Consider the following 23,414-nt stretch of genomic DNA (forward strand, 5'->3'; position numbering starts at 1 on the left):
TCTAAATGGACATCTCATGACCCCGATAGAACACCCTATATCCCTGCCCGCCGCCGCAATTACCAACGACTGGTCAGTTCTCCCAGCTTGGCTTCCGGTTCCCGGTCTGGGCGCGCTCCCCGTAAATGCCTTCCTGCTCAAAGGGCGCGAGCCGATGCTCGTCGATACCGGCCTTGCGTCATTGTCTGGGGATTTCATCGGCCGTCTAGAAGCGGAACTCGATCTCGAGGATTTGCGCTGGATCTGGCTCAGTCACACCGATGCCGACCATATCGGCAATCTCAATCGCCTCCTCTCCGCCGCGCCGAATGCGCAGGTCATCACCAACTTCCTCGGCGCCGGGAAGATGGGCATGATGGGCGTGGGCGCGGCAGAGCGGCTTCGCCTGCTTGAACCAGGCGAAGTGCTGGAGGTCAGCGGCCGCCGCCTGCACCAGGTCCGCCCGCCTTACTACGACGCGCCCGAAACCATGGGATTCCTGGACTCGGACGAACGGGTCCTCTTCACCGTCGATGCCTTCGGTGCATTGTTGCCAGGCATGGTCGGCGACATTGCGGAAGTGCCCGCCGCAACGCTGCGCGAGGGGCTTGTCGGCTGGTCGTCGATTGACGCGCCATGGCTAGCACATATGGATGGGATGGCCCTTGCTGCGATCCTGAACCACCTCAATGACCTCGCTCCGGCTCATGTCCTCTCAGGTCACCTTCCGGTGGCGCGCGGCATCGACGGTTTGACCGGCATCATCCGCAGCGCATATGGCCGTGGCACTTCCGACGCAGTCGGCCCCGAGCACATTGCGCATATCGAAGCCGCCATCGGCTGAGGCACATCACCACGAAAGGAAACGGCGTGGCCCACCAATTGTTCGAACGCAATAAAGCTACGGTCGCAAGGTTTTTGGCCGGGACCATTCCACGAATATCGAGGATGTCGAGGTCATCGATGAAACCGTTGTACCGCATATCATCTGCCACGGCTTTCCGGGCGGCGAGTTCTATGACCGGGAAAGCTACAAAGCCTTCTTCCGCATCTTCCGCCGGTCCTTCAGCGAAATGACCTTCGAAACGCTGAAGACCATCGCCGCTGAGGACTTCGTCTCAGCCCATTGGGAAATCCACGCAACCCATTCCGACTTATTCCAGGGCATTGAGCCGGATGGTGCGCTCGTCTTCTTCGACGGTGTCGCGCTCTACCGGATGGAGGATGGCCTGATCGCCGAGACCTGGCTGACGATCAACGAACCTTTTCTGGTGTCGCAGCTTGGCCGTGACCGTCAGGGGGCTGCCTGACCCACACTTCGGCGCGCCCGCCGCCTTGGCCTTGCAAGAAAAAAACGCGCCCAAGCTGAAGGCATGACACAGACACCGTCTAAAGTGCGCGTCGCTTCAGGAGCGGATGTTGCGCTAGCAGTGTCCGGACGCCCAGGCCTTTACCGCTGCAACACCGGATAGCCCTGAACATAGATCAGATCTTGACTGCGCGCGGGCTCATGGCAACCGAGACAGTTTTGCCTGTAGTCGGTAGTGACGGTCTCTTCGGTTTCGTTTCCTTCGTAGAACGCCCAGCCCCAGCCGTCGCCCCAGAGCGGAGATTTGCCCGCATGTTTCTCGCCTTCGTCCTTGACCATGACGAAACGTCCCACAAGGGTTTCGGCATAACTTGCAAGGCCTGTGGTGAGCCTCTCGCTCTTGGCCGCAAGGACGTCTTTTACGAGCACCGAGCCGTCGGGAAAAGCGCCGGTCCGGCGATAAGCGTCCACGGTTTCCGGCTCCGCATAGACCACGTGTAATTCCTTGGCACCCTTCGAGGGATCGTCGGCCAGAACGGAGAACGTGCCGAGCAGAACCCAGTCGCGCCGGTAGTTTGCGGCTGGGACATGCAACAGCGCCTCCAATTCGGCGACTGCTTTTGCTTCGGGAGCGCTCTGGGCGGCGTTGATAAGGACTGCCGAAAGGGAGAGCAGGCCAAAGGCGGCGACAATAAAGCGTGTCATGTGAGGTACTCCTTGGGCACCAATTAATTCGCCCAACTCAGTTGTTCATGCTCATCGACGGCGAAGTCTGTCCCTCGCCGTCGAATGTCGAGCGGCGTGCGAACGGAAGGTCTGCTCAGGCGGACACTGGTTCGCGCGCCTCGGACAAGGGTCGGCTGAGCGCGATCACGGTCAGCACTGCCCCGCCACTCAGCCAGTAAAACCAGGCATCCAATCCCGAAAAGCCGAACAAGAACGGTGCTGCAACGAATACCAGTCCCACCAGGAAATCGACGGCGACATGCAGCGAATAGGGCACCACGCGGATGATGCCGGTCTCATGATCGGTCAGAACCGTTAGCACGAAAGCTGCGACGCCGGTTGCGACCGACAGCCAGAGAGCCAGCGGATTGCTGGCGCCGAGCCCTAGCAGGAACGGCAAGCCAATCAGCCCAAAGGCGACGGGATAGTCGAGATACGCGTGGATTCGGCGGGTAACGAAGCGGATGTCCATCATTGTGCTCCTTCATTTGTCTTTGATCAGAGGGTACGCAAATTCGATACTGATCTGTATCGATTCTGAAAATAGACAGATCTGTATTGTTTTGCAATTCAGTTGCGGTAACGATCGAGTGAGCGGAGCCTAATCAGACGGCGAGAAGGACACTTCTTGCGCTGCCCGGCCTCGGCATTTATATGAAACAGATCGGTATCTTTAACTTGTCGAGGTAGGCCATGAAGCGAGCCGAAAAACGGGATCACTTGATCGACGTTGCCGCTACCCTATTCAACCGAAACGGCTATCACGCCGCCGGCATCGATCGTCTGATCGAAGAGGCCGGCATTGCCAAGACCACCCTCTATCGGCACTTCGAGACGAAGGACAGCCTCATCCTCGCGGTGCTGCGCCACATTGACGAGGGGTTCCGCGACGACATGCGCCGCTTTGTGGAGGAACATGGCCGCACGCCGCGAGACCGAATACTCGCTACCTTTGATTACTTGGAGGAATGGTTTGAAAGCGAGGCATTCCATGGCTGCCCGTTCATCAGCGCCGCGGCCGAGTTTGGGGACGAAACGAGCGCGGTATTCCGAGAGGCAGCAGCCCACAAGCGCTTAGTCGTTGCCTATCTGGAAGAGCTTACCCACACCGGCGGTTTCGCCGAACCCAAGCGGCTCGCTCAAGAGATCAACCTGCTGATCGAAGGAGCGACGGCGGTCGCCCATGTGACCCGCTCGGCCGCACCCGCCCGCTGTGCCAGGTTGATGGCGGCCCAGATTTTGGATGCTCTGCCGTCGCCAGCCGGGTCCTGCACTGCGGACTGACCGACGGAGCGCGTGGATTGGAGCAGCCCGCAACGCACGGGTGCTACGGTTAATGTGCGACTTGGGACTGTGGGAAGGGATCCAAATTGTTCCGTATCAAAAGAATTTATGAACCAGCCGCAAAGACCGACGGCTATCGCATCCTCGTGGAACGCCTGTGGCCAAGAGGTGTGGCGAAAGCCGAGGCCGCTTTGCACGATTGGTTGAAAGACATCGCTCCAAGCCCAGATTTGCGCAAGTGGTATGGTCACGATCTGGCCCGGTGGGAGGAATTTAGAGAGCGCTATCAGGCGGAGTTGACGGAGAAACAACACCTTTTGGATCAACTGCGGGCGTTGCGCGCCGAGGGTCCCGTCACTCTGGTCTTTGCAGCTAGAGACGAAGGGCACAGCAGTGCTGCAATATTGAAGGACATTCTTGAGCGCAGTTAGCCCAAATTTTCGGAGCTGAACGATTAACGGAAGACGGAGGGGCCACTCTCGACGGTGGGCCTGGGCAAAACCCTCGCGAGAAAAGTGATCGGGGCCGACCTAAGACATGTTGGTGGGTGTCCGCCATGGGCAGTGAAAGGCTGACTTTGTAAGGACCCACATGGCACGGCCGCCTCGTCCCAGAAGCAGGCCTTGCGGCTGCCCAAGGCCATGTCCGCTCCGTGCCAGCCATGTACGGCGCTGCCTCGATTGACGAGGGCATCGGGCATCGTTCAAAATGTATCGTCCGATGCCACCGGGCATACCTGATCCGCACGTATCGTCCAAGGCGGACTGACCGCAGTTTCGTCTGACTTGGCTCAGGGCGGACAAGCTGGATCCGCAGAGCAACAGTCGAAAGAGGGCAAGCCAGGCGCGTCATCGAAGCCATCGACGCGCAGCTCAAAACAGTGCGAATCTATAGGCGATAAGCCGCAATTTCAGTCCTCAAATATCTCGTCGTAGATAGCCCCAGTCCGCGCGATCTCGTCATCGCCAAGTGCGGCAATCTCATTGGCGCGCGCTGAGAGAACTTCCCGATGGTCTGATCCAGAAAGCGGAAGAGAAGGTCTGAGAGTCGGTCCGGTTATCGACGACGAGGCTAAGCTGGCTCCGAGATGCGTCATAGCGCCGGAGAAAGGCCGCTTCTTCGGGCAGGTCTTCTTCGGTCGTCATCTGAACGCAGGCGAAGAGGAACTCGGGCTGCAGTGTCGCATCGAAGATGCCGATAGAAGCCCCTGGTGTCGTTCAAAACCCGAACGTTGCCACATTAGGCGGGCCCCCACTCAACGACGGGTAATAGCGGCCTCAAGTAATCTTCAAGGACCGTGTCGTCCGGCTGGTATAATAAAGGACGCAAGTGGCTTCGGCTTCGGGCTAACGTTGAAGCAGCGGGGCCACGAGCGAGTTCCTAACGCATGGCCTTGGACTGGCGTTGTCCAGAATGAAGCCTTTTCATTGGAGCCCCGGTTTGAACTGCTATCGGGAGTAATGTTCATGCATCCATTCACCCTGCAGGCCGAAATAACACGTCACATGCTAAACCTCGCAAAACAAATGGTAAGCAGTGACTTGCTCGAGTCTCGTAACAGACTGCAAGAATACCCCTTGTGTGGCGATCCAACTGTGTTTGAAAACATCATGCGGGTTCGATCGATGCAGGACCGCATGTGGGGCCACGAGTTGGATGATACTCTGAATGACCCATGGCGCTGGTGTGCCTACATCTCATATTGTTCTGTCCGATGGATGCGTGACCCTCATAGCTGGACGCGGGAGGATACGGACAACTTCTACGACGCTATGATCGAGACCGCTGCGGTGTGCGCTGCCGCCGCTGAGAGCATCGCGCGACAGAGGCAGGAAAATGGGCATACCTTCTACGAACCCGCCTCGGAAAATCCATAGGCCCTTCCGTCTGATTGCTGGTCCAAACGACTATCGCTAGGTTCGGCTCCGTCGCACGCACCTCCAGTTCGTGCAGCGTTGCGAGGGACCCTCCGGCACGGCCCGTTGCGCCATGCCTCGGTTCGCTTTTCACCGGCAAGACGAACAGACTAGCCCAACCGCACTGCGGAAGGCAGATCCGTCAAGGCCGTCCATACATGGACGGTCTGAACGTCCGCACACCGCCGACAGTCAGTGAAAGTCGGCTAACTGTCGGCGTCCTAGATCTCGACGTTATAGAACAGATCGTACCGAGCAAACCGCTGTCCGAATGCGTCGCCGGGCGTTTCGGTCCGCAATCGTTGATCCGAACCCATCGACAACCCAACGTGCCTCGGAAGTCGTCGCCCCTCTGGGTCGTCTTGATGCGTGTTCTTGGAGATCGGCCCAAGTCGCCCCTGACACATGCGAAGATCCAGTCCACTAGTCTTCTTGAACTTGACCTCCTCTTGGGCACCTTGCGTGTCGTCGCCCAATGTGCACGAGTGTGCGCCGGCATCGGCCAACTTACCGCCCGCAACGATCAGGCATTCGTTACGTGGCGGCTTAGCCCTTGAGATCGAGCCGAGCGTGCACGCGAGGAAATATCAGTATTGCTTCGAAGCCGCTATCCTTTCCTCGGGCCGGAGAGAAAAGCTCCAGACGCGCATCGGCCTGACGCATCAGTTGCTTGACAATGGAAAGCCCAAGTCCAGCGCCTGGTGCTCTCCGCGCGTCGCCGCGCTCAAAGGGCTTGGTGAGTGCTGGGAGTTCGCTTGCACTTACGGCAGGCCCTTCGTTGACGACGCTAACGATGGCGCCGGGGCCGACCGCTATCATAATGGGCGTATCAGGGGCTCCATGTGCTAGAGCGTTGTCGATCAGATTCTGCAACGCAATACCGAGCGCATCGGGATCGATGCCAACAATCACGCTATCCTCGTCTCCAGCATCAAAGCGAAGGCGATCGACCAGTTTGGGTCGCTGCGAATAATCGTTCACCAACAAACGCGCGACCTGGACAAGATCGGTCTCGGGACGCGCATAGCCGAGCCCAGCCTCGGCGCGCGCTAACTGGAGCATCTTTTCGATCTGCTTACTCAGCCGTCCCAGTGTATCCACGAGCTGACGTGCACGAACCTCGTCAGGCGTATCCCGCAAGACTTCCGCGACAATCTCTGCTTGCGCACGAGCCGCGGCTATAGGGTTACGCAGCTCATGTGCGCTATTGGCGGCGAATGATCGTTCTGCATCGAGCGCAGCCTCAAGTCGTTGAAGAAGCCGGTTCATGTCCTGGATGATCGGCATCAGCTCCAGAGGCAAACCATATGGATCGATGGGGTCGAGGTTCTCCCCGCCACGTTTGGCAATCTGGCTCTGCACCTTTGTAATCGGTTGCGTTGCGCGTCGGACCATCCAGTCGACAGCGATTGCAGAGATTGGCAACAGACCAAGCAGCGGGGCTATCAAACCCATCCACAGCGCGGCGACCGCTTCCTGTCGTTCTTCAGCGACCTCCGCTACTTGTATGAAGAGTTGCCCATTCGCGGACTCTTCGGTGAAGTATCTTCGGCCGTTGTCCTCAAAGTAACCGCGGCTCAGTGGAACTGGAAAGGCAATCACAGGTGCATCGTGGGAGCGCAATAGCACCCGGCCCCGCGCGTCGCGGACTTGATAGAGCAGATACTCCTCGTGCTCTTCCATCGGAAATGGGTCGGCGAGTTCTCGCTCCGGCGCCTCTTCATCATCATGGCTATCAAGGTCGTCCAGCGCCAACGGCAGGAGACGCTGCGCCGTTTCCTGCAACGCGCTATCGAACACTTCGTCGATCTCATGCCGAATGGACATGGCGGCGATCCCGACGCCGACGAGCCAGAGAGCGCCGACCAGGATAACGAGAGTGCCGACTAAGCGGCGGCTCATGCTCCAAGCGCGCATGGTCTAACCATCCAACCGGTAGCCGACGCCGCGCACCGTACGGATGACGTCGGTGCCGAGCTTTTTGCGCAATCTGCTGACGTAGACCTCAACCGCGTTGCTCTCGATCTCGGAGCCGAACGCATACAAGGACTCCTCCAGTTGCGCCCTCGAAAAGGTCGCCCCCAAACGCCCGGCCAGACAGTCAAGGACCGCCCACTCGCGTGCCGTGAGCTGAATCTCTGCACCGTCGCGACAAATCTTGCGGGCGAGTTGATCGACAACGAGGTCGCCTACTCGGAACGATGAACTCGCCTTTTCCGCCGACCTTCGCTGCACCGCTGCAATGCGCGCGACCAGCTCATCAAGATCGAAGGGCTTGACGAGGTAATCGTCTGCCCCGGCGTTGAGGCCGTCGATGCGGTCTCGGATCTGGTCGCGAGCCGTGAGGATGATGACTGGCCGATTGTCATCCACCGCGCGGAGCGCGCGAAGGAGATCGAGCCCCCTTCCGTCCGGGAGATGAAGATCGAGCAGGACCAGGCCATAGTCCACCGCTCGTAGCGCTGCCTCTCCATCATCGAGCCGCTGCACCCAATCAACAGCATGATTGGCACGCTTGAGGTGTGTGGCAATGGCGTCGCCAAGGAGAGGTTCGTCTTCGATCAGGAGAATACGCATGGGAACCGGCGGATATAGCAGCAGCGAGGATTGCCCTCAGAACCTTACAGCACGCTGAAAATCCAGCTGTCCAGCCTTCAGGCAAGCGTCAGCAGTTCCCTCTATCTCTTTGGACATCGACAACCAACCCCATGGAGGTAGAAATGCGAAAAGCACTTCTTGTCGCGACAGGCCTAACGCTCATCATGACCGGCTTTGCGGCTGCGGGCGAAGGCTGCAACGTTCCAAAGTCCGAGTGGCAGCCAGAGCCGGCACTGCGCCAAAAGCTCAAAGCGGAAGGCTGGAAGATCAAGCGCGTCAAAATCGATGACGGTTGCTACGAGGTCTACGGCTTCGACGGCAAAGGTCAGCGGGCCGAGACCTACTTCGATCCCAAGACCTTCGAAGTCGTCAAGGAGGGTTAAGTGCCATGGCGACGACAAGGGTTTGGGACGTCTTTGTCCGCGTATTTCATTGGAGTTTGGCAGCCAGCTTCGTGGTTGCCTGGCTCTCCGGCGACGGGTGGAAATCGCTCCACTTGTGGGCGGGATACGCGGTGGCGGCTTTGATCGCGCTGCGTCTCGTTTGGGGCATTGTTGGCCCCGATCACGCCCGATTCAGCCGCTTCGTGAAGTCTCCCCTTGTCGTCGCCGGGTACCTCAAAGATTTGGTGACGGGCCGCGAAGTGCGGCATCTCGGCCACAACCCGGCGGGCGGCGCCATGATCATCGCCCTGCTTGTTACGCTCCTCGGTCTCTGCCTCTCTGGATGGCTGATGACTACCGATGCCTATTGGGGATCTGAGCTTGTGGAAGCGATCCATGAAACTCTGGCCAACGTCGCCTTGGTCCTGGTGGGCCTGCACGTCGCCGGCGTGTTGTGGACGAGCTTCAGGCATCGCGAAAACCTAGTGCGCGCCATGGTGACTGGCCGGAAGCGAGCTGCCGGACCACATGACGTTGACTAGCAAGCGAACTCATTGAGCGCCAATTCTGCCTCGGGCTCCCTGTGTTCATCCATCAGGCGCAGAATGCAACAACAGTCCAACGGACCAAACCATGGGCCCCGAAGTTCTCCGCGCTAGCAGACGCCGAAGTCGAATGCTCGAATACCGCAAGTCGGCAGAAGCAATGGAGTTCGGCGCAAGATGCGTCCGCTGCTGCCTACTAGGGCGTGAACACATAAACACGACCTGCCAGAGTCCGCTTTGGACCGGTAAGCGGCCTTCCTTCGCGGCGGGCGGCAATTCCGGGGTGTGCCCACAAGGAGACATGGGGGATGACTAGATTTGTCATTAGAGCGACATAAACGTGTCCCAAGGGACATCCGACTTGGGGTCTGCAAGTCAATCTGATTTTCCTCTTCCCGGTGGAACGTATAAACAAACTCGGAGGGTTTCAAAGATGATGATACGGATAGTTGCTTTAGGGCTCGCATTGCTAGTCGCGCCAGCCTATGCCACCCCGGCTAAGGCGCTGTCGCAGGACGAGGCGAATGACATCGCGACCGAGGCCTATGTCTATCTCTACTCTCTGGTGACGATGGACTTGACGCGCCGGCAATCCACGAATGTCGACAAGGTCGGTGACTTCAAAGCCCCCACAAACATGTTCGTCAACGTCCCTACCTATCCCACGGCGGAGTTTAAGACCGTGGTGCGGCCGAACTTCGATACGCTGTACTCGGCCGCGTGGCTCGACCTGACTAAGGAGCCGATGGTCGTTTCGGTGCCGAATACGGATGGGCGCTACTACCTGTTGCCTGTGCTCGACATGTGGACCGACGTCTTTGCGTCTCCCGGCTGGCGCACCACCGGCACCGAGGCGCAAACTTTCCTCGTCACGCCGCCAGGTTGGACGGGCTCCATTCCGGAAGGTGTCACCGAGCTCAAGGCGTCCACGCCCTATGTGTGGATCATCGGCCGCATCAAGACGGACGGTCCGGCAGACTACGATGCCGTCCATAAGATCCAGGACGCCATCACGCTACGGCCGCTGTCTCAGATTGACAACGAGGACTGGAGGCCGGAGCCGAGGAAAATCGACCCCGACGTCGACATGAAGACGCCGCCCAAGGAGCAGGTCGATACCATGAGCGGGGCCAAGTTCTTCACCTATGCGGCTGAACTTCTGAAACTGCACCCGCCACACTTTACCGATCAACCGATCATCGCGCGCATGGAACGGCTCGGTATCGAGCGTGGGAAGAGCTTTGACTTCGACGGCGCCGATCCGGTCGTCAAAAGGGCGATCGAACAGGCACCAAAAGCTGCGCAAGAGCTGATGGCGTGGAAGCTGCCGAAGCTGGCCGAGGTCGTGAACTATTGGTCGATGAACACCGACACGATGGGAGTCTACGGCAATTACTACCTGAAGCGCTCGATCGTCACGCAGCAAGGCCTTGGCGCGAATGTGCCTGAAGATGCCGTCTATCCGCTGAACATCGGCGACAAGGAGGGCAAGCCGCTCGACGGCAATAACAATTATAAGATTCACTTCGAAAAAGATGAGATTCCGCCGGTAAACGCCTTCTGGTCGATTACACTGTACGACCCGAAGGGCTTTCAGGTGGCGAACGAACTCAACCGTTTTGCCGTGTCGAACTGGATGCCGTTCAAGTACAACGACGACGGTTCGCTCGATCTCTACTTCCAGCACGAGAGCCCCGGGAAAGACAAGGAGGCGAACTGGCTGCCGGCGCCCAAGGGGCCATTCAATCTGACGATGCGCCTCTACGCACCCAAGTCGCCCGCTCTGACAGGGAAGTGGAACCCGCCGCCCGTCATCAGGGATAACTGAGTACCGACAATAGTATCGGATGTGGCCCCTCGTGCGGGGTCGCATCCTCTGGCTGAGCGTCACAGCCGCTTTGGATCAAAGCCGGCCCAAAAGGCCATGCCCGCGTCTAGTCCGCATTACCTCCAACTGCGGAAATGGCGTTTTGATGCCGTCGGCATAGATGTGATTCCAGCTCCCGTTTTGGGAGCTTCGAATCATGCGCTATGAACTCAGCGACTACGAGTGGAACATCATTAAGCCGATGCTGCCGAACAAGCCACGCGGCATTCCCCGCGTGGATGACAGACGCGTTCTGAACGGCATCTTTTGGGTCTTGCGCTCGGGTGCACTATGGCGCGATGTGCCAGAGGGCTGCGGTCCCCAAATAACGTGCTACAATCGCTTCGTTCGCTGGCGCCAGGCTGGCGTCTGGGATCAGATCATGGATATGAGTCAACGGCCTAGGTACCAGACGTATCCCAGTGCTCTGTCAGACGGTCACCGTCGGTTCGAAATACGTCCACAATGCGCAGTTGTCTCGGCCAACCCGGCCCCGGCACGTCGAAGCTGATCTCGGTCAACGAGACAATGATGGCACCGGTGTCAACTATTGCGAGAACATCGGCGCGCATCCCGCTGCTGCCCTCCAGCAGATCGCGAAAGAACGCTTTGAAGCCTTCAGGACCTTGCGCAATGCCCGGAGCATGTTGACGGTAGTCCGGTGAAAGGAGCGCGTCCGCCGCATCGGGATTGTGCCCGTTGATGACCTCTTTCCAGAAGCGGCGTACCAGGGCCTCGCCTGGCCCTGCAGGCGGACCCTCGGAGAGTCCCAACGTGCTGCGGAAACCTGTCTCATTGCTGTATACCCAGCCCTGCGCAATCTTGCCGTCAGCGATACGGTAGAGCGAATTGCCGCCCAGCAACACTTCGTTATCGGTCGGCGAGTCGCCATAGAAGGAGCCGGTGTGCCGCCCCTTTCCGATCCAGCGGACCGCCACATGATCCCCTTCAGCCATGATGTGTTCTAACGTGACGCTCCAGCCCGAAAACGCCTGGTGATACTGACGCATTTCTCGGATAACGGTCTCGCAGGCACCATCCGCAGCTATCTCGTCTCCTGTCATGGCGCCAACCGAATTCTGCACAAAATCCTCCGCCAGCACCTCCCGCAAAATGTCTGCGTTGTTATTGGAGAAGCCGTCCTCGAAAAGACGATGCACCAAGGCTATGTTTGTGACGTTCGTCATTGCTTCCTTTCTGTCGCGCAGCTAGCCGCAGGTATCTGTCTTTAGCAGAAATTGTCACGAGGGCGTCGTGCGCCATGGCAACGCACTGCAAGCGGGCTGAGTCGACTCGCTGGATCTTTGCGATGTGACGGCAACAGAATTTGGACTTGCTAGGCGTAGCGAAGCCATTCCACGCGTGGAATCACGTTGAAGAATGGTCACGGGCCAAGCGGGCACAGAGCTACTCAGCCCTCGAATGTTTCGCTATAAATGGCCTCAATGCGCGCGGCCTCTTCGTCACTGAGCGCGGCAAATTCTCTGGCGCGCGCGCGCTGAGAGAGTTGCCCCCCGTTCCGGTCCAGAAAGCGGAAGAGAAGGTCTGAGAGCCGGTCTGGCATATCGACAACGAGGCTAAGCCCACTCCGAAACGCGTCATAGCGCCGGAGAAAGGCAGCTTCTTCGGGAAGGTCTTCCTCTATCGTCTTCTGAACGCAGGCGAAGAGGAACTCAGCCTGCGGTGTCGCATCGAAGAATCGATAGAAGTCCCCCGTGTCGTTCAGACCCGGACATTGCCATTTTCGGTCGGCTCCCACTCAACGACAGGCAATAGCCGCCTTGAGTAATCTTCAAGAACGGTGCGGTAGTCATCTATACGTTCCAGAATGGCCGCCGAGACCGGGAAGATAACGCCGGGCGGATTGAAGCGGCGCTCGGTCAGCACGTGATGAATGAGATAACGGTGCAGGCGGCCATTCCCGTCCTCAAAGGGATGGATATAGACAAAGCCGAAGGCGAGCACCGTTGCAGCAATGACAGGGTCGAGTTCCTGGACCGTCTGTGCATCAAAGGCTGTCATTCCAGCAACCAGTGAGTCCAAGTCTTCATGCCGGGCACTGATATGCTCTGGTATGGGCATACGCGTGTCGCGATCATGCTCGCCAACAAACCCGCCTTCTCTTCTCAGGCCAAGATGCACGAAGCGCGCATCGCCAATAACGATGCGTTGCAAGCGCAGCAATTCATCGAGGTCAATTGGCTGCTTTCCAGCTTCACCGATGGCCCGGCCCCACCGTTGAATACGGTCCTGAGGCGGGCGCTCGCCTTCAATGGCAAAGCTGGACTTTGAATCCTTTAGCAGCAGGAAAGCCGCCGTACGCGCCAGCAAGTCGCGCGGTACAGCGGCGACAACTTCCTGCGCACGCGCCTGAAGGTCCATCGCGATAAAGCGCTCCAGCGTTTCCGTGCGAAAGACAAGCGGGCAAAAGTCAGGCGTGCCCGGCAGATTGTTCTTTACGCGATGGCGTGCAGAGGTTTCGCTCTTGCCGGCATATTGTTGGTCACGGTTGACGATTTCGACGTAAGCGCCGCGATCGGCGTCTGGCAGGTCGAGGCGCTCCCCGGTCAGCCACTCATACAAGAACCAGAGACGGCGAGCATAGCTGCCCGTCGGCTTGGCCTTGACGACCTCTTCGATCGGCCCCGCTCCGGTCTTCAGGAACAGGCGCTTGAGTACGGCCAGGTCGAGGCTCTCATTCTTGAGGGCAAAGGTCAGGTGATCTGCGAGCGTGGGGTCCGGCGCATATCTTGGTGTGTAGATGCGCCAGCCGCCCTCCTCCACGATCCTGTGATGAGCGCCGATGGCGGACAGAGTGCGTGGCAAAGGGACGTTCAGATCATAGGCGTCGATGAGCGCAGCATAGCCAGCGGGCGTGGCCCTTTCCGCAAGCCGCCGCTCGTGAAAAACCGTAACTGGCCCTGAAAAATGATTTTGATCGCTCATAGCTATGACAAAACTGTTCTATCCGACAAAAACCGCCCCCTAACCGGCCCCAATGTCGAAAAACGCTTCCTTTCTGTGAAATATCATAACACATGGAAATATACATGAAAAACAGGTATTTCTAATGCTAATGCGTGAAAATCGCAAATAACGGACTCTGAGTCCGGCAAACACCCATCTCCCCGACAGGGCAGCTCAGTGCCGTCCGCCCTCAGCATGGAGATCGCTAAGGAAATCAAACATATCCTCGCGAAAATCCTCGTCCTCAAGACGGGCTGCAAAGGCCACGACGAGCATTTGAGCGGCTGAGTAGGCTTCTCCTTCCGCTAGATCGGGAACAAGAAGAGAGAAGCTGCCGTCGGCATTGACGACGAAGGCCGCCTGATCGGGGCGAAGAACCGTGCCGTGATCGGCATGTGCTTGATTGACCATCTCAATTCCTCCTGTTCTGCCGCGGATGCCTTCACGGCCGCGACTGATCGGAAGATAGGCACCCCGCGCAGGCAGGGATTGGTCACAGGCTGGTCAAAGCAGCCGAACCCTCAAGGTGTACTACTTCACGCCCCGGATCATGCCGCTCATTTTTTGGGAGGCGGCGGAATATCAAAGAACGCGGGGTCCGTTTGTTCGGGGCTCGGATAGACAACCAGGCGTACGCGATCCCCCGACGATCTGGGCGTCTATTTTGACGCCGTCCGGAAGGCCCTGCGGATGAAAAGTTCTTCTCAGATCATCCACAATCAGTTCGCCAAGGCGATCTGTACTTTTGTCCAGCTGCTCAACGAGTTCCCCGTACCACTCCTTCTTCTCAAGAACATCGCCCGTAACGTTGGTGGCAAAGAGCAGAGCCAGCCAGCCGACAACTCCTGCAAGGCTGCCCTTAAACTTATTGGAGCCGGGCTCAACGCCTTCAAGCCAGACCAGGCGATATCTGTTTCGTTCGAGCGCATCCAGTGCAAAACCAAGAAACTCGTTTGATAAATCAGGATAGGTTTCGGCTATTTCTTCAATTTGTTTCCGGCTTGCGTCAGAAACCGCCCGCTCAAGATCAATAAAAGTCCACAATAATACAGGCGCGATAAATGGTTTATCGTGCTTAATAACGACATCAAGCCCAATAAATTGGGGCGTTGATTTAATTTCCATCTTGTGACAACGTGTCGTTTATTATTACTGATACTGACTTGATTATTATGAAAACAAAAGAATACAAAAAAGGCTTTAAGCACGCAAGTTATCTTGCCGCGATATTTATTCCACTCGCTGTTTTGGGAACCAGACTCTACGACGACGTGCAGGAAGCTCATCAGAGTCATCAACAGGGTGCTAATTGCACCGTGCAAAGTGATGGGCAACCTATTCGTCAATTAAAGCCAAAGCCGTAAAAGACTCGGCCGGCTTCAGCCGCCTTGCATGCCCCGTTCGCCCTGCAAGCCGCGCAGGCAATCAACGGCGCGCTGCGCGTGCGCAGCAGCGGTGAAGACGGCGCGTTTGTCGTTGCCCAGCACCTGAAGCCATGACCCGATAGCCGTTCCCCGCACCATGATCGCGCGCGTGAGCCATCAACTTACGCACGGCATCAAGCTGCTGGAAGCGCGGGAAGATCATCGTTTCCGACTTGCCGACGACTTCGAGGTGCATGAAGCGCCCAATGACTTCAAGCAGAACGGGACGCGAGAAGATCGGCTCACCCCACTCGCCTGAACGGTAGAGATATCCGCCAAGGCCATGTTGCATTCGTCGCGCCCAACGCTGACCATCAAAGCGTCCTTGATGACGCTGCAGCACATTTGGCCCCCGACCATGAAGCAACCTTCGCCCACCATTTTCTACTCCCATCGATTGCCCGCGTCCGACAAGGCGTTGCGGACGCCGGCGGCAAGTACTTCATCATAGGCCACGGGGCAAGTTAGCCCTTTTCCGCCAAAATGATTTCCCCAAGCCGAACAAGACTCGTTTCCCAGCCCGCGCGCGTTTTCTCGCGAACCTCCTCATTCGGCAGGCCAGCATGGCGCAGGGTCAGGCGCACGCCGTCCGCCCGAGGTTCGATGTTGTAGGACAGCGTTGCCGGTTCGATTGGCGCACCTACGGGCTTCCAAGTATGCACGAGCTCGCGCGGCCCATCTACTGTGATGAATTCACCTTCAAGCTGGTAGGGCCGACCACCACCGACACCCGCCGCGGCCCAGAGCCCTCCTTCGCGGACATCACCGGTCCATTCTTGGGTATTGAAGACGCCCGGCCGGACCCACCAGTCGCAAACTTCTTTGGTGGTGAGAGCACGAAACAGACGTTCTGGCGTGGTGTCGAAGACTGCCGCCGCTTGGATATCACCCGATTTCGGGTCCGTCGTCGCCGTCACCTTGCCATCGTCGCCGAGGGTTGTTGCACCTGCCATCTATGATCTCCTTTTCGTCGTTGATTGCAGGCTACATGGAGTAGTACGATTTCGTAAATACGGAGAAAAACGATAGTATGGAGATTTGTCATGGCGCTGGATGATGAAACCTATCGAGGTCCAGGGGTTTCGATCCTGACTGGCCTCGACATGAGCCATATCACGCTCTGCCCGGCCATCGCCGTTCAACAAGATTGTGGGCGGTCGCTACAAGCTGCACATCCTGTGCGTCCTTCACCGTGGTCCACTGCGCTTCGGAGAAATCGGGAGGTCGCTGGTGAAGGGCTGTCTGGGCAAACCGATTACCCCGCGCATCCTCAGCCGCGAATTGAAGGACATGACCGAACTCGGATTGCTTCATCGCAAGGAATATCCGGTCGTGCCCAAAAGAGTGGAGTATTCACTCGCACCGCGTGGCAAGGCGCTTCTTCCAATTCTGACGGAAATCGTCAGATGGGGCGCAACCGGCGCGCACGAAGACATCCTGGAAGTTCCGCAGAACCGCCATTAGCCGCGACGTGGAAATCTTGCGATATGGTCTCATCTGCCTAATTCGCCGCGCGCCGCTCGAACGTCCGTTTGGCCCGGATGGGTCCGTGGCACTGCCCGGCACAGTCAGTTTTTATGGCCATTCACCCGTACAGTCGTCATTCCGGCGGCTCCGAACCACCGCCATTGGACCATGCTGCGCGTAGCACAGGAAGAAGCTCCATCGGCTCGATCGTCGCAAGCCTGACCTGAGTCCAACCCCTGGCACCCCACTTGTTCGGGACGGGCGCAAAAGTATCAGGAAAGAGGCCGCACCAATGCTCCTGCTCAGGTGGTGTGAGGTAAAGGTTTGCCGTTTCGCCGTCTGACGCGAGCGACGCGAAGATTCGGCGTACCGTGTAGGCCCGCCTGTCAAAATGAACTACCTCGACCGCGCCATGCAGCGAAAGCGACAAGTCGTGAAAGGTATCACTCGTCGTCATCTGCGGGTGACCCTCCGTCCGGCTCACCAAGGGCAGGTGCAAGATGGGTCAGGACGCAGCGCCATTCGCCGTCCACCCGGCGATAGACATCGGTGACCCATTTGTCAGCGGTGATGGGAGCACCCTGAAACCTCCCGGAGTTCTGGCAGCGTCCCGTAACCGTTGCGACGTCGCCCAGGTCGTGGGTGTGATATATCGTCTTCGTCATCGTGTCGTGCGTAAGACTGCCGGACGCGATCAGGCCCAGCATCTTCTCTGCCGGCAAGGGGCCACTTTCCGGTGTGACAAGTACCCAGTCATCTGTAATACACTTTCGGATCTCATCCGGATCGTTGCTGACCATCGCCGCGTTGAAGGCCTGTTCGGCGGCTTCAAGCTGCACTTGACTATCATCGTTCATCCGGCCTTCTCCTCCTACCAGCGGGACTGCATTTCGGTCGGTGCGATCCTCAACGCACCATTGGGCGCGAGGCATGCCGCTGGTGTTCTGGTCATCGACGGCTCACTCGAGAATCTTGAGTGCCGCGGCCACCAGATGATCCGCAAAGGTTCGATCCAGGGGCCGATGGCCAACCAGCAACCGGTAAAAGACCGGTCCGTAGACGATGTCCAGAACAACGTCGATGTCGCTTGGTTCGGTGATGTCACCCTTTTTAGCGGCCCGCTCAATCAGGCCCCGCCCTGCTTCCCGACTGGACAGGATCACATGGTTGCGAAATGCCTTCGTCATTTCGCTTTCCGGGTCTGCCGCCGCGAGTGCCATGGTGATCTGTCGGCCCCGCGTCGTCGCGAATGCTTTCACCAGCGTTCTCATCTGCGTGGTCAAGCCGGACTTCAGGGAGCCGTCCCGCTCGAATAGATCCACTGGCTCGGCCACCATCAGCGCTGCCATGGCGAGTTCACACGCATTCGCCCAATTCCGGTAGATCGTGGGTTTTCCGACTCCCGATTTCGCCGCCACTGCCTCGATCGACAGACGCCCGAACCCCTCTTCCATGAGGATGTCGTGCGCCGCCGAAAGCGCCCGTTTCCGGGAAGCCTGGCTGGGCGGGCGGCCGCGGGGCCTTTTTTTATCTGATCGACCTTGACTCATTACATTACGACTCGTAACGTAATTAAAAAGAGAATGCAAGGATGAACCATGTCTTCGATCACAACGGTTAGTCCCTACATCGTCACAAAAGACGCCAAGGCGGCCATCGCATTCTACATTGCTGCATTTGGTGCGACTGAAGAGTTCCGCATGACGGATCCCTCCGACGGCAGGGTCGGTCATGCGGAACTGAAATTCGGCGACAGCATCGTCATGCTCGCCGACGAATACCCGGATTTCGGGGCTCTCAGCCCTGACACGATCGGCGGTTCGCCAGTCACGCTGCACCTGTCGACGAAAGCGGTCGATGACGATCTGGCCCGTGCCGTCGATGCTGGCGCAACAGTCCTGCGCGCCCCGACCGATCAGAGTTTCGGTGAGCGAAATGCGATGGTGCTGGACCCGTTCGGCCACCGATGGATGCTGTCGCAAACCATCGAGAAACTGAACCCTGACGAGATGCAGCGCCGCTGGGACGAGGAGCCCGGATCATGAGTGCTGCGTCAATGGCAGATGCCGGGTGTGCAATGTCCGCACGAGACGTCATAGCCTGCCTGCCGATGGCGAGCGGCGCTACGAGATGGGAAAACTGGCTGCGGTGTTCAAGGCAGATGAAGCCAAGACCGGATGCCGGTATTGCGTTTCAGAGTGGATACTGAAACCGGGACAGGACGGTGTCGGTGCGCACAGCCATTAGACGAATGACGAAATCTTCTACGTCCAGAAATGCACACTTGCTGAATGTCTTCTTCCCCGGCGGCTTCGAGCGCGACAGGCCGAAGATAGTCGCCTGGCCTTCCGGAGATGCAAAGCAATGAACGCCTATGCCATTGCGGACCCCCATCGACCCGACTTGACCGTGTCGCATACCGGCGGCGCAACGTCACCAGGCGCATGTTCGGGCGGCTGATAAACTGGCGCCGCATCACCACTAGATACGATTGGCTGCCGCGCAACTACCGAGCCGCCTTGGCGCTGGTTTCAATCGTTGCCACTTGGACCTGAGATAGTCGCCAGCCTAAGCTGCTTCGCGCCTTGTAGAGCCCGATTGTCGATGGTGTTGTCGCTGGCAAGGTCATCGACAATCCGCTCTCGACCCTGGTACTTGGCGCGACGCTTGGCGACTATGCGTGTGCCCCAGCCCTCTTGCCCCAGCATGGCACCAGTCTGCGCGGCCTTATCGAAGCTGACGGTTCGCGGCGGGACTTCGCGCTCAACGAGTGGGAGCTGCCGCCGGCGCGCACAGGCGTCGCGCTGAGCCTGCGCACCGTTCGCACCCGTACGCACAAATTGACGTTGGATTTGAAGTCAGGCGCAGGAGAGTTATACGTGTCTTCACTCACGCTGAATAGAATAGCATATTCTCAAACCATCTCTCTAGTTTGAAAAACATCGCATTCCTTCACTCAAAGTGAATTAATCCGCCTATTCTCAAACCACAGACCTGACCGCCATGGTCACCATGGCCATGATCGCCGCCGCCATGGCCGACGGCGATGACGATCATGATCTAGGCGGCGGCAACTTCGGCACGCGCCTGCAAGCCGCGCACGTAATCGATGGCGCGCTGCGCGTGAGCGGCAACGGTGAAGACGGCGCGTTTATCGTGGCATGGCGGCCGCAGATGACATCGAGGGTTCTTCGCGATGGGATCCCTATGACCGGACGCGATTGATTAGGCGCTGGCGGTCTCTGCGTCGTAGTTGCCCTGCGCGCGCAACAGCTCATCTGCAAAGTTGAAGTCGTTGCGGTCTGACCAGTGCATAAGATCGCAGAGCAGGTCGGCAAGGCAGCTGTCAGGGTCAACAGCGTTATTTCTCATATAGGCGGCAAGCGCGGTTTCAGCGAATGCGGCGCGCCGGTTGTTTTGACCGTCGGGGTTGGGAGGTAGCGTGGCCATAAGCGTTCTCCTTTTTGTTTTTGGTGGCTGATGGTGCATGGAAAGACCGCCTAGAAGGGGAGCTCGCCATCGCGAACGGGACGGACCGTACGAATCGTGTCGGCCGGAGCCTCATGATTGAGGTCGAGATCGATCAGATAGTCGTCGATCCAGTGACCGAAGTCACAGCGCTCGCCGATTAGCTCCATGACTTCGCGTTGTTCAGCGTCGAGGACATCGTCGTCCAGACTGTAACAATTGAGGGCCGGATTTCTCATCGTGTCGTTCCTTTCTTTGGTGAGGTGAGAAGAGCCGTTTTAGGCGGCTGCTTCCCGGTCCTCGGTTTTGATTTTCCTCGAAAAGAAAAGGCCGCTTACGCGGCCTCCTCCTGATCGTCCTCATCGTCATCGGTGGCGCGCTCGTCCTGACGGAGCTTGCGGACGCGGGTATCGGCTTCGTTGGCGAGCTTTGCGAGCTGCAAAAGCTGCGTGCCGGAGAAGCTGTTGACGTCGTGGTAGTCGCCGTCAGCGTCTTTGTAGGTGCGGGCGAATGTGACGGAGAAGAAGGCACCCTTCTCGCTTTCGTTCTTCCAGATCGTGGCGACGATGGAACCGTTGCGCATCTTTTCGACGGGTTGGTTTTTGGACTTCTTGGACTTCTTCGTGTTGGTAGCCATGACGATTTCTCCTTTGCTGCATGGTGTTGTTTCAACGCCATCCGGTCAGACCGGCGATGAGCGGAGCGATGCACCGGAGGGGAACGGGCAACGCGGGAGCGCAGCGAACGGAGCGGGCCGCCCGTTGCATCATCCGATCCGCCAGGTCAGGTTTGGCGTACTGAATGAACACAACCCCATGCGGCGCCGAAAAGGAGCAGCCCATGGCAGCGCCAGAAGAAATCGATGTCGGAAGTTGGAATCACCCGTGAAAAGACGGGCCGAATCGCGGTCAGCGCGATCTGGATGATATTTGGAAAGCGGAACGTGCCACTTCGCCCGGCTCGTTCTTTTCGGCCGCCACACAGGCAGCGACGGCTCACGCCGGCGAACCTGACAGCTCCTCCGCATTGCCGCTCGCTCGCGGTGCTGGCAACAGCCCCGTTAAGATCCGCGCGAGGGATCGTGAACCGGATGGGCCGAAACCCGCCCGCGGTTCCGCAGGGGCCAGGACGGGGTTCGGGCGTGCAGCGCTAGAGCCCGGTTCCGTGTGACGGCACGCGCCCCGCAACTGCCCGCTAGATTGAACTACCCACGGCATCGCTGGAGCGCGATCCGTCACGCGCAAAGCTACTTCTTGCGTTCCTCTCATACCCGCCCGCGCTGCGCTCGTCCGTTTTGAGTCAGTCATTGTTTCCTTCGCATCGTTCCGCCCTTCCCATGCGGACCTTTTCATTGCAATGCCTCGCACCTTCGACGACTTGACGGCCGCAAGTTTTCGTTGCCGAAAGCCTCCTCCTCTTGACGTTCCGGCCGCTTCGCGGTGCAGCCCGCAGCCGAAGGCGCAGGACGACCTCCATGAAGGCCGCGATGGGCGCGGTCAAACCGATGGAGGAAATAATGAGAGTGCTGACTCAAACCGAGCTTTCGCGCATGACGAGACCCGAGCTGATGGTCCTGCTGCAAAGGATTTGCGCAGAGCTTCCGGACCTGGCGGAGAACGCGCCGGAACTGCGCGCGGCGCATTTCAACCTGACGAATATCCGCAGGGCCCTGACGCGCCCGGTCGGCCCTGGATTGCGGCCCTAAGCCGACGCCGCCGGGACGCGCCCCGGCGGCCAATCTTTAACTTAAAGATCGGGCCGTTCAGGCTGCTGCCAGGGCACGCGCTTCGTCCAGATCGTCATGCTCGAAGGCAGACGCCATGCGATTGATTTCAGTGCGCGAGAGCCCCAGCTCCGCCGCGCGCGCGCGCCAGTTCGCGACAGCCGCGCCAACCTGTGCGGCGATCTGCTTTGCTTCAGACTCATTCAGCTCAAAATACGCCGCAACGCTCATCGCCAGGGCGAGCGAAGCATCGTTGCTATCGAGATCGATCGCCGTGGTGAGGACCCTTGGCTTGATGTCGGTCGCACGGGATTGAGATCGTAGGCGGGTGCAAGGCGCCAGCCTGCCGTGCCCTCATAGAGAAAGGCGTGGTTGCGCAGATGATCGTCGGTATTTGAGATCAGGACGTTAAAGACGATCTGACGCCACAGGGCGTGCATATCTTCTTTCGGAGCGGCGCCATAGCGGCGCAGCGCATCGACAAACTCGAGATAGCTGCGCGCTTCATTGTCCTGCGCGCCCAGCATACTCATCGCCGACAAGAAGGGTATCCGTTCAGCGCCGACGCGATCAAAGCGCCGCAGTAATAGCACGGGCTTCTCGCCAGCCTGCTCAAGCCGCCAGTCAGGCAGCCTGAGCCCGGCATCACCGGCAAGCGTCAACGCGACAGCTTCCCAGCGCACATGATCGTAATCATCATCACGGCTTGGAAACTTGGCGATGGCGAGATGACCGTCGCGATCGCGAACAGAGGCTTTGGGGCGCCGCCCACCCAGCGATGATCCAGGCGCCAGGATCAAGCGCAAATCTTCATCGCGCGCGTCATCGGAAGAACCCGATCGGCAGCATTCAGAAGCCTTGGCAGATCGACAAGCGGCGGGATCCTTACCGCACCATCTTCGGCAAGGAAGGGACCGCCTTCCTCCGCGGTAAAACGCAGCGCGCCCTGCCGCGCCTCATCATTGACGCCCAGAAGGAAGTCGATCTCACGAAGGGTATGCCGCTGCTCACCGGCTTGTTCTGCCCGCCGCCGCTCCGCGCGGCGCATAAGGACACGTCCCCAGCGGTCCGGCGCTGAATCGCCGATGGCCCCAAACAGCGCGCGATCCGTATGAAAAGCGCCCTCACCTAGCGTGAGCGCCGGTTCGAGTGCAAAGCGCTCGCGATTATCCAGCCAGGCGCGATCATACTCAAAGGAGGCGCTGTCCCGGCCATTACGCGTACGCGCCCACAAACGCCCGACCAGGTGGGGCGTCCCGTGAAGATCGACATACACAAAAACCTCTTTGTCCATCACTCACGCTCCGGGGACGGTTTGCGCCGCTTGGTATGAATGCGCTTGGGCAGCGCTTCTTCCTCAAGGTCACGGCCGAGCTGGTCATGGGTGATGTCGGCAATGTCGGCGAGCTGCTTCTCAAACCCCAACACGAACAGCACGGAAGCGTAGTGGGCCATCAGCACACCGGGATCACCCTTTTCAATCTTGCCCAGGGTCTCACGATGTATGCCCGCCCGTTCGGCGAGAATGGTCATGGGAATCCGCCGCCGCCGCCGGGCGGCGCCGAGATCTCGCCCGAGCTTGCGGAGCGCCCGCAGGACGGGAATAGGTAAGGATCGTTCTCTTTTGTCCATTGTCATAATACTGTCGGTAGTTAGCGACATTACGCATGTTAATGTCGAGATTAACCGACAATATACATGAGACGCTGCCGAACTGCAAATTTATCCCCTTAATGTCGGTAAATATCGACTTTTTAT

The 23,414-nt window shown here is 58.6% G+C and carries 30 protein-coding genes and 4 pseudogenes; 13 read left to right on the top strand and 21 right to left on the bottom strand.

Translation table 11 applies throughout. From position 1 onward, the window contains the following. Window positions 1-16: 16 nt before the first annotated feature. Entirely contained in the window at window positions 17-823 is an 807-nt protein-coding gene (locus AUC68_RS08415; RefSeq protein WP_069437223.1) for an MBL fold metallo-hydrolase, read from the top strand. A 97-nt stretch (window positions 824-920) separates the two neighbouring features. Beyond that, window positions 921-1,289 (top strand): ester cyclase, encoded by a 369-nt coding sequence (locus tag AUC68_RS15845; RefSeq protein ID WP_083240559.1) that lies wholly within the window; start codon window positions 921-923, stop codon window positions 1,287-1,289. A gap of 140 nt (window positions 1,290-1,429) precedes the next feature. Here AUC68_RS15845 and AUC68_RS08425 read toward each other — a convergent pair whose 3' ends face one another. Next, complete coding sequence (locus tag AUC68_RS08425; protein ID WP_244500446.1) at window positions 1,430-2,029, bottom strand: cytochrome P460 family protein; 600 nt, start codon at window positions 2,027-2,029, stop codon at window positions 1,430-1,432. Window positions 2,030-2,108: 79 nt separating this feature from the next. Next, window positions 2,109-2,489, bottom strand: coding sequence for an SPW repeat domain-containing protein (locus AUC68_RS08430; RefSeq protein WP_204376994.1), 381 nt, complete (start codon window positions 2,487-2,489; stop codon window positions 2,109-2,111). A gap of 218 nt (window positions 2,490-2,707) precedes the next feature. Between AUC68_RS08430 and AUC68_RS08435 the strand changes: the two genes are divergently transcribed. Beyond that, complete coding sequence (locus AUC68_RS08435) at window positions 2,708-3,298, top strand: TetR/AcrR family transcriptional regulator (RefSeq protein WP_069437226.1); 591 nt, start codon at window positions 2,708-2,710, stop codon at window positions 3,296-3,298. A gap of 86 nt (window positions 3,299-3,384) precedes the next feature. Beyond that, window positions 3,385-3,729 carry a DUF488 domain-containing protein gene (locus AUC68_RS08440; RefSeq protein ID WP_069437227.1) on the top strand — a complete coding sequence of 115 codons (345 nt, stop codon included), beginning with the start codon at window positions 3,385-3,387 and terminating at the stop codon, window positions 3,727-3,729. Window positions 3,730-5,760: 2,031 nt separating this feature from the next. Here AUC68_RS08440 and AUC68_RS08455 read toward each other — a convergent pair. Together AUC68_RS08455 and AUC68_RS08460 are read right to left on the bottom strand one after the other, a co-directional pair. After that, window positions 5,761-7,116: a sensor histidine kinase gene (locus AUC68_RS08455; RefSeq protein ID WP_158008280.1), complete on the bottom strand. Its 1,356-nt coding sequence runs from the start codon at window positions 7,114-7,116 to the stop codon at window positions 5,761-5,763. Window positions 7,117-7,134: 18 nt separating this feature from the next. Further along, on the bottom strand, window positions 7,135-7,791 hold the full coding sequence (locus AUC68_RS08460; protein ID WP_069437231.1) for a response regulator: 657 nt from the start codon (window positions 7,789-7,791) through the stop codon (window positions 7,135-7,137). A 143-nt stretch (window positions 7,792-7,934) separates the two neighbouring features. On the opposite strand from AUC68_RS08460, the gene AUC68_RS08465 reads away from it, so the two are divergent. The 4 genes and pseudogenes from AUC68_RS08465 to AUC68_RS15850 all read left to right on the top strand — a co-directional run. Further along, complete coding sequence (locus AUC68_RS08465) at window positions 7,935-8,195, top strand: PepSY domain-containing protein (protein WP_069437232.1); 261 nt, start codon at window positions 7,935-7,937, stop codon at window positions 8,193-8,195. Between the two features lie 5 nt (window positions 8,196-8,200). Continuing rightward, entirely contained in the window at window positions 8,201-8,737 is a 537-nt protein-coding gene (locus AUC68_RS08470) for a cytochrome b/b6 domain-containing protein (RefSeq protein ID WP_069437233.1), read from the top strand. Between the two features lie 436 nt (window positions 8,738-9,173). Then, complete coding sequence (locus AUC68_RS08475) at window positions 9,174-10,568, top strand: DUF1254 domain-containing protein (RefSeq protein WP_069437234.1); 1,395 nt, start codon at window positions 9,174-9,176, stop codon at window positions 10,566-10,568. A 196-nt stretch (window positions 10,569-10,764) separates the two neighbouring features. Beyond that, a pseudogene (locus tag AUC68_RS15850) lies at window positions 10,765-10,995 on the top strand (transposase); the annotation flags it as partial. A gap of 13 nt (window positions 10,996-11,008) precedes the next feature. On the opposite strand, the gene AUC68_RS08480 reads toward AUC68_RS15850, so the two are convergent. The 5 genes and pseudogenes from AUC68_RS08480 to AUC68_RS17700 all read right to left on the bottom strand — a co-directional run. Beyond that, window positions 11,009-11,794, bottom strand: coding sequence for an ester cyclase (locus AUC68_RS08480; protein ID WP_083240560.1), 786 nt, complete (start codon window positions 11,792-11,794; stop codon window positions 11,009-11,011). 535 nt (window positions 11,795-12,329) lie between these two features. Further along, the gene (locus tag AUC68_RS08485) at window positions 12,330-13,553 is read right to left on the bottom strand and encodes a Fic family protein (protein ID WP_342027474.1); all 1,224 of its coding nucleotides are present in this window, start codon (window positions 13,551-13,553) and stop codon (window positions 12,330-12,332) included. 195 nt (window positions 13,554-13,748) lie between these two features. After that, window positions 13,749-13,985 (bottom strand): hypothetical protein, encoded by a 237-nt coding sequence (locus AUC68_RS08490; protein ID WP_069437236.1) that lies wholly within the window; start codon window positions 13,983-13,985, stop codon window positions 13,749-13,751. Window positions 13,986-14,156: 171 nt separating this feature from the next. Further along, the gene (locus tag AUC68_RS16415) at window positions 14,157-14,699 is read right to left on the bottom strand and encodes a hypothetical protein (protein ID WP_141701167.1); all 543 of its coding nucleotides are present in this window, start codon (window positions 14,697-14,699) and stop codon (window positions 14,157-14,159) included. A gap of 254 nt (window positions 14,700-14,953) precedes the next feature. Then, a pseudogene (locus tag AUC68_RS17700) lies at window positions 14,954-15,079 on the bottom strand (antirestriction protein); the annotation flags it as partial. Window positions 15,080-15,095: 16 nt separating this feature from the next. Here AUC68_RS17700 and AUC68_RS17705 point away from each other — a divergent pair. Then, window positions 15,096-15,257 carry a hypothetical protein gene (locus AUC68_RS17705; RefSeq protein ID WP_244500447.1) on the top strand — a complete coding sequence of 54 codons (162 nt, stop codon included), beginning with the start codon at window positions 15,096-15,098 and terminating at the stop codon, window positions 15,255-15,257. 205 nt (window positions 15,258-15,462) lie between these two features. Here AUC68_RS17705 and AUC68_RS08500 read toward each other — a convergent pair whose 3' ends face one another. Continuing rightward, window positions 15,463-15,951 (bottom strand): SRPBCC family protein, encoded by a 489-nt coding sequence (locus tag AUC68_RS08500; RefSeq protein ID WP_069437238.1) that lies wholly within the window; start codon window positions 15,949-15,951, stop codon window positions 15,463-15,465. Window positions 15,952-16,147: 196 nt separating this feature from the next. On the opposite strand from AUC68_RS08500, the gene AUC68_RS08505 reads away from it, so the two are divergent. Then, entirely contained in the window at window positions 16,148-16,462 is a 315-nt protein-coding gene (locus AUC68_RS08505) for a winged helix-turn-helix transcriptional regulator (protein ID WP_158008282.1), read from the top strand. 136 nt (window positions 16,463-16,598) lie between these two features. Here the strand turns inward: AUC68_RS08505 and AUC68_RS15855 are convergent, their stop codons facing one another. The 3 genes from AUC68_RS15855 to AUC68_RS08515 form a co-directional block, all read right to left on the bottom strand. After that, entirely contained in the window at window positions 16,599-16,922 is a 324-nt protein-coding gene (locus tag AUC68_RS15855; RefSeq protein ID WP_083240561.1) for an MmcQ/YjbR family DNA-binding protein, read from the bottom strand. Further along, window positions 16,909-17,322 carry a nuclear transport factor 2 family protein gene (locus AUC68_RS08510; protein WP_069437240.1) on the bottom strand — a complete coding sequence of 138 codons (414 nt, stop codon included), beginning with the start codon at window positions 17,320-17,322 and terminating at the stop codon, window positions 16,909-16,911. Before AUC68_RS08510 ends, AUC68_RS15855 begins: the two co-directional genes overlap by 14 nt. A 102-nt stretch (window positions 17,323-17,424) precedes the next feature. Then, entirely contained in the window at window positions 17,425-18,015 is a 591-nt protein-coding gene (locus AUC68_RS08515) for a TetR-like C-terminal domain-containing protein (RefSeq protein WP_069437241.1), read from the bottom strand. 48 nt (window positions 18,016-18,063) lie between these two features. Here AUC68_RS08515 and AUC68_RS08520 point away from each other — a divergent pair, with 48 nt between their 5' ends. Both AUC68_RS08520 and AUC68_RS15865 read left to right on the top strand, forming a co-directional pair. Next, window positions 18,064-18,510, top strand: a complete 447-nt coding sequence (locus AUC68_RS08520; protein ID WP_069437242.1) for a VOC family protein — start codon at window positions 18,064-18,066, stop codon at window positions 18,508-18,510. Window positions 18,511-18,873: 363 nt separating this feature from the next. Beyond that, a pseudogene (locus tag AUC68_RS15865) lies at window positions 18,874-19,020 on the top strand (IS5/IS1182 family transposase); the annotation flags it as partial. A gap of 505 nt (window positions 19,021-19,525) precedes the next feature. Here the strand turns inward: AUC68_RS15865 and AUC68_RS18695 are convergent. The 4 genes and pseudogenes from AUC68_RS18695 to AUC68_RS08545 form a co-directional block, all read right to left on the bottom strand. Further along, window positions 19,526-19,624 (bottom strand): annotated as a pseudogene (locus AUC68_RS18695) (antirestriction protein ArdC); the annotation flags it as partial. A gap of 66 nt (window positions 19,625-19,690) precedes the next feature. Next, the gene (locus AUC68_RS08535; RefSeq protein WP_069437245.1) at window positions 19,691-19,915 is read right to left on the bottom strand and encodes a hypothetical protein; all 225 of its coding nucleotides are present in this window, start codon (window positions 19,913-19,915) and stop codon (window positions 19,691-19,693) included. Window positions 19,916-19,965: 50 nt separating this feature from the next. Next, window positions 19,966-20,172: a hypothetical protein gene (locus AUC68_RS08540; RefSeq protein WP_069437246.1), complete on the bottom strand. Its 207-nt coding sequence runs from the start codon at window positions 20,170-20,172 to the stop codon at window positions 19,966-19,968. A 95-nt stretch (window positions 20,173-20,267) separates the two neighbouring features. Next, on the bottom strand, window positions 20,268-20,570 hold the full coding sequence (locus tag AUC68_RS08545; protein ID WP_069437247.1) for a hypothetical protein: 303 nt from the start codon (window positions 20,568-20,570) through the stop codon (window positions 20,268-20,270). An 879-nt stretch (window positions 20,571-21,449) separates the two neighbouring features. Here AUC68_RS08545 and AUC68_RS08550 point away from each other — a divergent pair. Continuing rightward, entirely contained in the window at window positions 21,450-21,638 is a 189-nt protein-coding gene (locus AUC68_RS08550) for a hypothetical protein (RefSeq protein WP_069437454.1), read from the top strand. A gap of 57 nt (window positions 21,639-21,695) precedes the next feature. On the opposite strand, the gene AUC68_RS17710 is transcribed toward AUC68_RS08550, so the two are convergent. Genes AUC68_RS17710 through AUC68_RS15870 form a run of 4 tightly spaced genes read right to left on the bottom strand, consistent with a single transcriptional unit; the run spans window position 21,696 to window position 23,189 of the window. After that, the gene (locus AUC68_RS17710) at window positions 21,696-21,887 is read right to left on the bottom strand and encodes a hypothetical protein (RefSeq protein WP_244500448.1); all 192 of its coding nucleotides are present in this window, start codon (window positions 21,885-21,887) and stop codon (window positions 21,696-21,698) included. Continuing rightward, on the bottom strand, window positions 21,884-22,456 hold the full coding sequence (locus AUC68_RS17715; protein WP_244500449.1) for a type II toxin-antitoxin system HipA family toxin: 573 nt from the start codon (window positions 22,454-22,456) through the stop codon (window positions 21,884-21,886). The genes AUC68_RS17710 and AUC68_RS17715 overlap by 4 nt, the downstream gene beginning before the upstream one ends. Continuing rightward, window positions 22,453-22,950, bottom strand: coding sequence for a HipA N-terminal domain-containing protein (locus tag AUC68_RS17720; protein ID WP_244500450.1), 498 nt, complete (start codon window positions 22,948-22,950; stop codon window positions 22,453-22,455). The genes AUC68_RS17715 and AUC68_RS17720 overlap by 4 nt, the downstream gene beginning before the upstream one ends. After that, complete coding sequence (locus AUC68_RS15870) at window positions 22,950-23,189, bottom strand: XRE family transcriptional regulator (protein ID WP_244500451.1); 240 nt, start codon at window positions 23,187-23,189, stop codon at window positions 22,950-22,952. The genes AUC68_RS17720 and AUC68_RS15870 overlap by 1 nt, the downstream gene beginning before the upstream one ends. Window positions 23,190-23,414: the final 225 nt, after the last annotated feature.

The organism is Methyloceanibacter methanicus (assembly GCF_001723285.1).
GTDB lineage: Bacteria > Pseudomonadota > Alphaproteobacteria > Rhizobiales > Methyloligellaceae > Methyloceanibacter > Methyloceanibacter methanicus.